General features: G+C 70.3%; 11 protein-coding genes, 1 tRNA gene and 1 pseudogene. 8 read left to right on the plus strand and 5 right to left on the minus strand.

The window, feature by feature from the left end; all coding sequences use genetic code 11:
* From RIN75_RS39390 to RIN75_RS39400, 3 genes and pseudogenes are all read right to left on the minus strand, one after another.
* Window positions 1-396 (minus strand): annotated as a pseudogene (locus RIN75_RS39390) (hypothetical protein); the annotation flags it as partial.
* Window positions 397-559: 163 nt separating this feature from the next.
* Entirely contained in the window at window positions 560-1738 is a 1179-nt protein-coding gene (locus tag RIN75_RS39395) for an LLM class flavin-dependent oxidoreductase (RefSeq protein WP_309117207.1), read from the minus strand.
* Between the two features lie 83 nt (window positions 1739-1821).
* Window positions 1822-2922 (minus strand): DnaJ domain-containing protein, encoded by a 1101-nt coding sequence (locus RIN75_RS39400; protein ID WP_309117208.1) that lies wholly within the window; start codon window positions 2920-2922, stop codon window positions 1822-1824.
* A gap of 65 nt (window positions 2923-2987) precedes the next feature.
* Here RIN75_RS39400 and RIN75_RS39405 point away from each other — a divergent pair.
* Window positions 2988-3061, plus strand: a tRNA-OTHER gene (locus RIN75_RS39405).
* A 114-nt stretch (window positions 3062-3175) separates the two neighbouring features.
* Entirely contained in the window at window positions 3176-3430 is a 255-nt protein-coding gene (locus RIN75_RS39410; protein WP_309117209.1) for a Prokaryotic metallothionein, read from the plus strand.
* On the opposite strand, the gene RIN75_RS39415 is transcribed toward RIN75_RS39410, so the two are convergent.
* Both RIN75_RS39415 and RIN75_RS39420 read right to left on the minus strand, forming a co-directional pair.
* Window positions 3427-3906, minus strand: a complete 480-nt coding sequence (locus RIN75_RS39415) for a hypothetical protein (RefSeq protein ID WP_309117210.1) — start codon at window positions 3904-3906, stop codon at window positions 3427-3429. The two genes, RIN75_RS39410 and RIN75_RS39415, sit on opposite strands and share 4 nt — an antisense overlap.
* 279 nt (window positions 3907-4185) lie before the next feature.
* Window positions 4186-4992 (minus strand): metal-dependent hydrolase, encoded by an 807-nt coding sequence (locus RIN75_RS39420; RefSeq protein ID WP_309117211.1) that lies wholly within the window; start codon window positions 4990-4992, stop codon window positions 4186-4188.
* 139 nt (window positions 4993-5131) lie between these two features.
* Between RIN75_RS39420 and RIN75_RS39425 the strand changes: the two genes are divergently transcribed.
* The 6 genes from RIN75_RS39425 (at window position 5132) to RIN75_RS39450 (ending at window position 9947) form a co-directional block, all read left to right on the plus strand.
* On the plus strand, window positions 5132-6352 hold the full coding sequence (locus tag RIN75_RS39425; protein ID WP_309117212.1) for an NADP-dependent isocitrate dehydrogenase: 1221 nt from the start codon (window positions 5132-5134) through the stop codon (window positions 6350-6352).
* 177 nt (window positions 6353-6529) lie between these two features.
* Complete coding sequence (locus RIN75_RS39430; protein WP_309117213.1) at window positions 6530-6841, plus strand: SH3 domain-containing protein; 312 nt, start codon at window positions 6530-6532, stop codon at window positions 6839-6841.
* A gap of 9 nt (window positions 6842-6850) precedes the next feature.
* The gene (locus RIN75_RS39435) at window positions 6851-7072 is read left to right on the plus strand and encodes a hypothetical protein (RefSeq protein WP_309117214.1); all 222 of its coding nucleotides are present in this window, start codon (window positions 6851-6853) and stop codon (window positions 7070-7072) included.
* An 11-nt stretch (window positions 7073-7083) separates the two neighbouring features.
* A complete protein-coding gene (locus RIN75_RS39440) occupies window positions 7084-7875 on the plus strand; it encodes an exodeoxyribonuclease III (RefSeq protein ID WP_309117215.1) in 792 nt (263 codons plus the stop codon).
* Window positions 7868-8143, plus strand: a complete 276-nt coding sequence (locus tag RIN75_RS39445; RefSeq protein ID WP_309117216.1) for a chorismate mutase — start codon at window positions 7868-7870, stop codon at window positions 8141-8143. Before RIN75_RS39440 ends, RIN75_RS39445 begins: the two co-directional genes overlap by 8 nt.
* A gap of 121 nt (window positions 8144-8264) precedes the next feature.
* Window positions 8265-9947 carry a TIGR03767 family metallophosphoesterase gene (locus RIN75_RS39450; RefSeq protein ID WP_309117217.1) on the plus strand — a complete coding sequence of 561 codons (1683 nt, stop codon included), beginning with the start codon at window positions 8265-8267 and terminating at the stop codon, window positions 9945-9947.
* Window positions 9948-10146 lie beyond the last annotated feature (199 nt).

The raw sequence follows: 10146 nt of genomic DNA on the forward strand, positions 1-10146 counted from the left end.
GCCGTCCGCCCACGTGTAGCGCTGACCCCACGTCGGCGGGGTCTTGGCGGGTTCGGGCTGGGCGGTGGAGTCGGTGCCGGCGTTGCCCACCTGGCCCTGGTTCGTGCTGCCGTCGAGGATGCGGTCCAGTTCGGCCACGGCCGCGGACTGCGCCATCACGGTGAAGACGATCCCCAGGACGCACAGCACGGTGCCGGTCGCCGCGAGCACCTTCTTGCTGCCGAAGAGCGCGATGACGCCGAGAACGATCCCGACCGCCGCCGCGACAGCGGTCACGTTGTTCAGGAAGACGACCGGCGAGCCGACGACGCCGATGACGCCCAGGATGAGCGCGGTCCACGCGAGGCCGGCGAAGCGGGTCGGTTTCGGGGCGGTCTGGACCGGCGCGTGCGGCATCGGCGCACCTTGCGGGAAAGTCATGGTGTACACGTCCTCGGAATCGATGTACTGAGGAATCGCGAGCACCTTCGAACCCGTTAACCGAGCCGGTTTTCATCACCCGATCGTGTGGTTGCGGGTAACGCTGCGGATTGCTGCGCGGTATCGCTTGCCCAGTCGATTAGCGGTCGAATTCGGGGATCAGGTCGCCGAGCAGGCGGAGGCTGGTCATGACGGAGTCGTGGGACAGGTTGCCTACCTGGTGGAAGGCCATCAGGCGGTCGATGCCGAGGTCGGCGTAGGTGCGGAGCTTTTTGCGGCAGGTTTCCGGGCTGCCGACGATCAGGGAGTCCTGTGCGTTCAGGGCCTCGAAGATCTCCTCGTCGGGGACTGCCTCGCCCTGGAGCACCCGGCCGATCACGAGTTGGGCGGGGTTCGGGCCGGTGAACGCGGCGGCTTCGGCGCGGAGGAAGTCGCCGGTCAGGCCGCCGCCTGACGGGTCTTCCATCAGGCGTTTCTGGTGTTCGACCGTCTCCACGAAGGCCGCTGCGGCCTCGAAGAACGTCAGGGCCTGGACGGTGTACCAGGCGGCGGCCGCCACGGCGCCGTTGCGGATGGCCTGTTCGTCGGTTTCCGCGCAGTGGACGAAGGTGAAGAACGCGATCTGGTTGTTCACGTACTCGCCGACGGGCTCGGTGCAGGACTCGGCGGCCGCCCGGTACAGGGCGACCATGCGGCGGACGCGTTCTACCGATTCCCAGATGGTGGTGCCCAGGACACCGACGCCCCGCCGGCCGGCCTCCTCGAACGACGCGGGACTGGCCGCGGCCTGCCACAGCGGCGGGTGAGGGGATTGCAGGGGTTTGGGGACGATGGGCACGTCGTGGATCTCGAAGTCCTCGCTGCGGTACGAGAAGCGTTCGGACGTCCACATCTTCGGGACCATCTCGAACGCCTGCTGCGTCTGCCGCCGCACGTCCGCCGGGTCGATCCCGAACAACCGCCACTCCGGCGCGGTCGAGCGGGTCAGGCCCAGTTCCAGACGGCCGCCGCTGAGCACGTCGAGCATGGCGGCTCGCTCGGCGACGCGGATGGGGTGGTTGAAGCGCGCGGGCGCGAGGACGGCCGCGTGGCCCAGGCGGATGCGGGACGTCTGCTGCGAGATCGCGGCCAGCATCAGCTCCGGGGCCGACGACAGGCTGAACTCCTCCGCGCCGTGGTGCTCGACCTGCCACCAGCAGCCGTAACCCAGCGAATCGGCCAGCTTCGCCTGTTCCAGCGCCTCGTCGATGCGCGCCGCCTGGTGCCCGTCCGACCACGGGCGCGGGTCCTGGATCTCGTTGAAGACGTCGATCTTCATCGGCGGGCTCCTGACGGCGGGCGGCGTGGTTCGCGGAAACCTAGCCCGTGGCGACCGGGCGCAGGGAGCGGCCAAACGGCTGATCAGCGCACGATCGGCACGACGCGGCTGAGCAGGAGGCGGTACGCCTCGCGGTCGACCGTGGCGGGCTCCTCGGCCAGCCAGTCGCCGATCTCCTCCACGAACTGCGCGGGCGTCATCGGCGGCACGGGCACGTCCACGTCGTCCGCCGTCACCTCGCCCGCCCGGCTCGGGTACACCAGCAGCACGGTGCGGATGTCCAGCCACGGCAACAGCTTCCGGTACAGCGCGAGGCTGCGCGGCAGGCGCGTCCCGCCGCCCCGGAACGGGTGGCCGTTGCGCCACAGGGTCCCGTCGTCCGCGGCCGTGTAGTGGCCGGGCAGCCACGCCTTCGACTCGATCAGCACCAGCCGCCGCCCGCACAGCACGGCGTGGTCGACGTCGGCGAACACCGAGTCCGGCCACGCCAGGCCGTGGAAGATCCGGGCCCCGGGCAGCCGGGTCAGGTAGCGGCTGAGCAGGTCGGCGGTGATCCGTTCGCACGGCCGGTCGTCGGTCGTGCCGTGGACGACGTCCGTGTCGACCGAGGCGGCGAACGCGCGGTCCGCCCGCACCGCCGCCACGTACCGCTTGACCAGCCGGAACGCCGCCACCGCCGCCGCGGCGACGACCACCAGCCACAGGGCCAGCGTCAACGGCGAGAAGTCCAGGGCGAACACCGGCACCAGCAGGAAGAACCACCCGCACAGCGCGGCCAGCGCGGGCGCGTGCCCGGGGCCGGCGACCGGCGCGTACCGGACCCGCTGCGTGGTGTCCACCAGGTGCCACCAGGCGATGCCGCCGAGGTCCACGGCGGGCGTCGGGGGGACGAAGTCGGGGTCCTCGCCGAAGTTGCGCAGCCGCCCGACCCGTCCGGTGCGCGGGGGGCGGGTCCCCGCGGGGCGCGTGCCCGGTCGGGTGAACGTCGGGCCCCGGTCGTAGTCGCGGCGCCGGGCGGGGTCGCGGAGGGTGTCGTAGGCCTCCTGGAGCATGCGGAAGGTCAGCGACGAGCCGCCCGCGTCGGGGTGCATGACCTTCGCCAGCGACCGGTAGGCGGTCTTGATCTCCGCCGGGGAAGCGTTGCGACCGACCCCGAGGAGTTCGTAGTAGTCGACCCCGCGCACGAGGGCAGACCTTAGCGGCACTGTCAGTCGGGGCGTGGTCACGGTTAGGGTTGGGGTGCTCGCTGGGACCTGTAGCGCAGTGGTTGACGCGCCCTCACCTCGGTGCGGGAGGACGCCGGTTCGAATCCGGCCTGGTCCGCGCCCCGCCCTTGCTCCGTCCGGGTGGCGGGAGACCACCTCTCGCGTCCACTGTGGACGGTGTTGGGGGCGGGTTCGAGTTGCCGGGGTTCCCGGGTGGGAGCAGGCTGCGTCCATGGCGACTTGCGACGTCTGCGGCAACGACTACTGGATGACGTTCGAGGTGCGCACCGTCGGCGGCGTGCACACGTTCGACAGCTTCGAGTGCGCCATCCAGCGGCTCGCGCCGCGCTGCGAGCACTGCGACTGCCGGATCCTGGGTCACGGCGTCGAGGTGGAGGGCCGGTTCTTCTGCTGCGCCCACTGCGCGCGCAGCGCGGACAGCCTCGGCGACCAGATCCGCGACACCGTCGGCTCGCACCCGGGCTAGGGCAGTTCCAGCACCAACCGGCCGTTGACGAACGCCGGCTGGAGGTCCCCGCGCGCGTCGACGCTCTTGGTGCCGTGCGGCAGGACCTCCTCGATCGCGCTGAACGCGAGGATGTCCGACACGCCGTAGCGCCCGCGCAGCGACCGCTGGCCGGGGAACCGCAGCGCACGGCCCTCGCGCCGGTCCCGGTGCGCCAGCGCCGCCCGCAGGGCCCCGCGCGCCAGGGTCTCCGGACCGGCCAGGCGCTGGAGGCTGCCGTTGTGCACGGCGACGCCGTAGCCGCGCTCGATGAGCGTCGACACGGTGTTCTCCGACGGCACGTCGGTCAGCCGGAACGACATCGCGTGGTGGTCCTCCACCACGTGCACGCACACCAGTTGCGCGTGGAACAGCAGGGACTCGTACAGCGACACCGCCGTCGCGTCCGCGGTGGTCGGGTCGTCGTGACCCGCGTCCAGCCCGAGCCAAGTCGTCATCGCACGTCCACGAGAGTCGGTGTCGCTGCCCGTTGTGCGGAGCCGAAGGTAGAACGGGTCGTGCCCGTTCCGGAAGTCCCTGGTCGGAAAGGGGTTCCCGACCTGCGGTTCCGCGGTGGCGGCAGGGGCGTGCGCCGAGGTGGCGGTGCTCGGCAGAACCCTGTGCACGCGGTGCAGGCTAGTCCGATCGGGTGATGTTCGGGTAGCCGGCGAATGGCCGCAATCCGAATTCCGGATCGGGGTCCGGGCCGAGGTCCAGGTCGGGAGCCGGATCGGGACCTAGATCGGGAGCAGGTCGAACCCGTCCAGGAACGGGAGCGCGCCGATGGACTGCAGCGCCGCCGCCGACAGCCACACCGAGAGCAGCGTGATCAGCGGCCCGACGATGGCCATCTCGACCGTCCCGCCGGTCTGCATGCGCATGACCTTCGGCGGCGCGACCGGGAACCACGTCTTGCCGCCCAGCGGGATCGGCCACAGGATCGGGCAGCCCTGCTCGGTGATCGCATCGCCCAGGTAGTGCGCGACGCACCCGATGCCGACCGCCACCCCGCACGCCGCCGCGCTGGCCGGCGTCTGGGCCGTCCACGCCACGCAGACGACCGTGATCACGCCGGACACGACCGTGATGAGCAGGGCGTCCTTCTGCGGGCACCAGTCGTTCATGATCCCGCGCACGGCCAGGCCGGCGAACACGAACATCAGCGCCGGCAGCGCCCACTTCTGGGACTGCTGGACCACGGCGGTGGTGCCCACGGCGGCGGCCAGCGCGAACACCAGCGTGTGCGTGAGGCCCCGGTGCCCGCCGTCTCGGTTGGAGTCCTTGCGGGTCCGCGTAGCCCGGTAGACCCACGAGCTGACCGTGTTGATCGCCGCTGACGCGCCCGCGCTGACCGGCCCGAACGTCCGCGATATGGTCGAGGACGGGTGGTCCAGGTCCGGCAGCAGCGCCGCACCGGTGGCCAGCACCGCGCCGACGGCCCAGCTCTGCGGGGTGAGCTGGCCGATGGGATGGTTGTCGGCGAGCGCGGTCACCGCCGCCCAGGCCAGTAAACCGCTCATGGCGTGCGTGGGTCCGGTCGACATGGTGCCCCCCTCCAAGATCGTGTCGTGGAGGCTAAGGCATTGTGACCCCGTTCCCATTTAAGCCGTGGTGGGACACAAGCAGCCGGACATAGCAGTACGCTTGTCTTGCTTGCACTGTCGCGAGAGGAGCGCCCTGAGTATGGGCAAGATCAAGGTTCAGGGAACCGTCGTCGAACTCGACGGCGACGAGATGACCCGGATCATCTGGCAGTTCATCAAGGACAAGCTGGTCCACCCGTACCTGGACGTCAACCTCGAGTACTACGACCTGGGCATCCAGCACCGGGACGACACCGAGGACCAGGTCACGATCGACGCCGCGCACGCCATCAAGAAGCACGGCGTGGGCGTCAAGTGCGCCACGATCACGCCGGACGAGGCGCGGGTCGAGGAGTTCGGCCTGAAGAAGATGTGGGTCTCGCCCAACGGCACGATCCGCAACATCCTCGGCGGCGTCGTCTTCCGCGAGCCGATCATCATCAGCAACATCCCGCGGCTGGTGCCGGGCTGGACCAAGCCGATCATCATCGGCCGCCACGCCCACGGCGACCAGTACAAGGCCACCAACTTCAAGGTGCCGGGCGCGGGCGAGCTGACCATCACGTTCACGCCCGAGGACGGCTCGGAGCCGATCCAGCACGTCGTGGCCAACTACGGCCCGGACGGCGGCGTGGCGCTGGGCATGTACAACTTCAACAAGTCGATCGAGGACTTCGCGCGCGCCTCGTTCTCCTACGGGTTGCAGCGCAACTACCCGGTGTACATGTCGACGAAGAACACCATCCTCAAGGCGTACGACGGCGCCTTCAAGGACATCTTCCAGCACGTGTTCGACACCGAGTTCAAGACGCAGTTCGAGGCCGCCGGCCTGACCTACGAGCACCGGCTGATCGACGACATGGTCGCCGCCGCGCTCAAGTGGGAGGGCGGCTACGTCTGGGCGTGCAAGAACTACGACGGTGACGTGCAGTCCGACACCGTGGCGCAGGGCTTCGGCTCGCTGGGCCTGATGACCTCGGTGCTGATGACCCCGGACGGCAAGACCGTCGAGGCCGAGGCCGCGCACGGCACGGTCACCCGCCACTACCGCCAGCACCAGGCCGGCAAGCCGACCTCCACCAACCCGATCGCGTCGATCTACGCGTGGACCGGTGGCCTGAAGCACCGCGGCAAGCTGGACGGCACCCCCGAGGTCACCGGCTTCGCCGAGACCCTGGAGAAGGTCATCGTCGAGACCGTCGAGAGCGGCAAGATGACCAAGGACCTGGCCATGCTGGTGGGCCCGGACCAGGAGTGGCTGACCACCGAGGACTTCCTCGGCACCCTGGACGAGAACCTGCAGAAGCGCATGGCCGGCTGAGCCTGGCTGTGATCGAAGGGGACCGCTCACCCGAGCGGTCCCCTTCGTGCTTCTCGGGGCGTGACCGGGTCACTCGTTCGGTTCCCCTGCCGGGTGGTTTCGGGCCGCGGACGTTCAGCAAGCCGCCCGCCCGCGCTATATCTGCACCTCAGGAGCGGTGTCGGGGAGGCGTTGGCGATGTTGGGTATTCCGTTGCGCGGGATGATCGTGATCGGCGTGCTGGGCGCGGCCGGGCTGATGTACGTCGCCAACGGCGGCAAGCAGCTCGTCCCCGAGCCCACAGCGCAGGAGTGCAAGGTGACGGTGACCGCGGACATCCTCAACGTCCGCTCCGGCCCGGCCGACACCCAGCCCATCGTGGCGACCGTCCAGCGGGACGCGGTGGTGAAGGCGGAACGCCTGGTGCAGAACGGGTTCCGGCTGCTGTCCGACGGCCGGTGGGTCAACGACCAGTTCGTCACGCCCACCTCGGACAGCAACTGCGCTTAGATTGGGGTCATGTTCTTCCGATGGCGGGCGTCCCGTCGCACCGAGGTGACCTCGTGCGCGTGCGAGCCCGAGTGGCCCGAGCTGCGCGCGACCCTCGACGGCCACGAGGTCCGCGGCGTCCCGTCGCCCGAGGGCAGCAGCCCGCTGGTGTGGCAGCTCGGCCTGGTCGCGACGTGCGCCCGCTGCGGCGCGGTGTACCCGCACGGGTGGTCCGTCGCCGCGCGCGATTAGGCTCCCGACCCGTGCTGACCGTCTCCACCGTGAACGTCAACGGCCTCCGCGCCGCCGCCAAGAAGGGCTACCTCGAGTGGCTCGCCGCGACCGCGGCGGACGTCGTGTGCATCCAGGAGGTGCGCGCCGAACCCGGCCAGCTGACCGACGAGGTCCGCGCCCCCGAGGGCTGGCACACCGCTCACGCCCACTCGGAACTCAAGGGCCGCAACGGCGTCGCGGTGCTGACGCGCGAGGCGCCGCAGGCGGTGCGGATCGGCTTCGGCGCGGCGGAGTTCGAGCACTCGGGCCGGTACGTCGAGGTGGAGCTGGCGGACGTCGTCGTCGGCAGCCTGTACCTGCCCAGCGGCGACGTCGGCACGCCCCGGCAGGACGAGAAGGAGCGGTTCATGGCCGCGTTCCTGCCGTACCTGGTGGAGTTGCGCGAGAAGGCGGCGGCCGACGGTCGCGAGGTCGTGGTGTGCGGTGACTGGAACATCGCCCACCGCGAGGCCGACCTGAAGGCGTGGAAGACGAACCAGAAGTCGTCGGGCTTCCTGCCGTCGGAGCGGGCGTGGCTGTCCGACGTGTTCTCGTCGGGTTATGTCGACGTGGTCCGGTCGTTGCACCCGGACGTGACGGGCCCGTACTCGTGGTGGTCCTACCGCGGCAAGGCCTTCGACAACGACTCGGGCTGGCGCATCGACTACCAGGTGGCGACCGAGGGTTTGGCGGCGCGGGCCACGAGTGCGGTGGTCGAGCGGGCGGCGACCTATGGCGAGCGGTGGTCGGACCACGCGCCCGTCACGGTGACGTATGCCTGAGTCGCTGGACGAGGTGCGGGCGGGCATCGATGCGATCGACCGGGAACTGGTGCGGTTGCCGGCGGAGCGCCAAGGGCTGGTCAAAGCGGCTGCGGGGTTCAAGAGGGACGAGGACGCCGTGCGAGCGCCCGACCGGGTTGCGCAGGTGATCGCCAAGGTGCGGGCGGAGGCGGAGGGGGCCGGGTTGGCGCCGGAGGTCGCCGAGGCGGTGTGGCGGGCGATGATCGGGGCGTTCATCGAGTTGGAGTTGGTCGAGCACCGGCGCTGAACTGCACCGATCCACCCGACGACCGGCTTCGCTCGTTCGGCCCCACTTCACCCGGAGTTCGTGACCGCGCACCGGAAATCGTGAAACTCTTTCACCCTTCGGACGGGTGAAGGGACGGGCGATGATCGACCGACGGCGTTTCCTCCAGGCCACCGGGTTCGCGGGCGCGACGCTGCTGTGGAGCGGCATGCCCGCCGGCGCGGCCACGACCGGCACGACGCTCGACGTCGCGGCCACCGCCACCGGCACCGGGTACCGCAGGCTCGCCGCCGGACCCGGCTGGCCGCTGGTCGTCCGCACCGACCTCGCCCCGCCCGACCCCGCCCGCGCGGACCGCCGCACCCCGCTCGCCTGCTTCGTCCAGTTCACCGACATGCACATGGTGGACACCCAGAGCCCCGCGCGCTTCGAGTACACCCACCCGCTGCTCGGCGCGGGCGCGTTCCGGGCGCACGAAACCCTCGCCCAGCACACCAGCACGGCCCTGGTCCGCAAGGTCAACACGATCCGGACCGGCCCGTTCACGGGCCGCCCGATCGACTTCACGATGACCACCGGCGACAACACCGACAACCACGAACAGGTCGAGCTGGACTGGTTCCTCACCGTCCTCAACGGCGGCCGGATCACCGCCAACACCGGCGACCCCGCGCGCTACGAAGGCGTCCAGAACTCCGGCGTCCCGGCCTACTGGAACCCGGCCGGCCCCGGCGACGACTACCAGGCCAAGGGCTTCCCGCGCCTGCCGCACCTCCTCGACGCCGCCATCCGCCCGTTCGACAGCCCCGGCCTGCGCATCCCGTGGTACTGCACGTTCGGCAACCACGACGACAGCGTCGTCGGCTCCCTCCCCGACGGCATCCCGTTGCTCGACGCCCTCTACACCGGGAACCGCAAGGTCATGGGCTTCGCACCGGCCGACAGCGCCCGCATCGCCCGCGCCATGACCGACCCCACCCACGCCGCCGACGCCGCCACCGTCCTGGCCTCGAACGCCGGCCTGGTCCGCACGGTCACCCCCGACACCCGCCGGAAACCCTTCAGCACCGCCGAATTCGTCCGCGCCCACCTCGACCCGCGCAACACCGGCCCCGGCCCCGCCGGCCACGGTTTCACCGAGGACAACGCCGACGGCATCGACGTCTTCTACACCTTCCGCATCGCGCCCGGCGTCACCGGCATCAGCCTCGACACCACCACGACGGCCGGCTTCGCGGACGGCTCGATCGGCCTGCACCAGTACCTGTGGCTGGAGAAGACGTTGCGCCGCAACAGCTCCCGCTACTACGACGCCTTCGGCATCCCGCACCGCCAGTCAGTGACCGACGAACTGTTCATCCTCTTCAGCCACCACACCAGCTGGACCATGGGCAACGTCCTCCCCGACCGCCGCCGCCCCCTCGACCCGCGCCTGACCGGCGACGCCCTGGTGGCCCTGCTCAAGCGCTTCCCGAACGTCGTAGCCTGGGTCAACGGCCACACCCACGAGAACCGCATCGTCCCGCACGGCTCCGGCGACCGCGCGTTCTGGGAGATCAACACCGCCGCTCACGTCGACCACCCGCAACACGCCCGCATCGTCGAACTGGCGGACAACGGCGACGGCACCCTGTCCCTGTTCACCACCCTCGTCGAACCCGACGCCCCCTACGCCGCCGACTACGACGACGCGACCCCGTCCGGCCTGGCCTCCCTGGCCCGCGAATTCGCCTTCAACGACCCCCACGCCAACCTCAGTGCCGCGGGTGCGGTTGGAGACCGGAACACCGAACTGCTGGTAGCCGGCCGATCACCGGTGCGCTGAGCCTCGGGAACCCGCACAGTGCGCCACGTCACTACAGGTCGGACACGGAATATGAGCGGCCTAATGTCGTTGACGTGACCGTGGACATCTCGATCACCCCGCCCGAGCCGAGGCCGAGTGCGGTGGCCATGCGGCGTGCCCTGCGTCGGGCCGCTGATGGTGCCGTTTTGGATGTGACCGAGGCGTCGGTGTTGTTGCG

The organism is Saccharothrix sp., from assembly GCF_031180885.1.
Classification (GTDB): domain Bacteria; phylum Actinomycetota; class Actinomycetes; order Mycobacteriales; family Pseudonocardiaceae; genus Actinosynnema.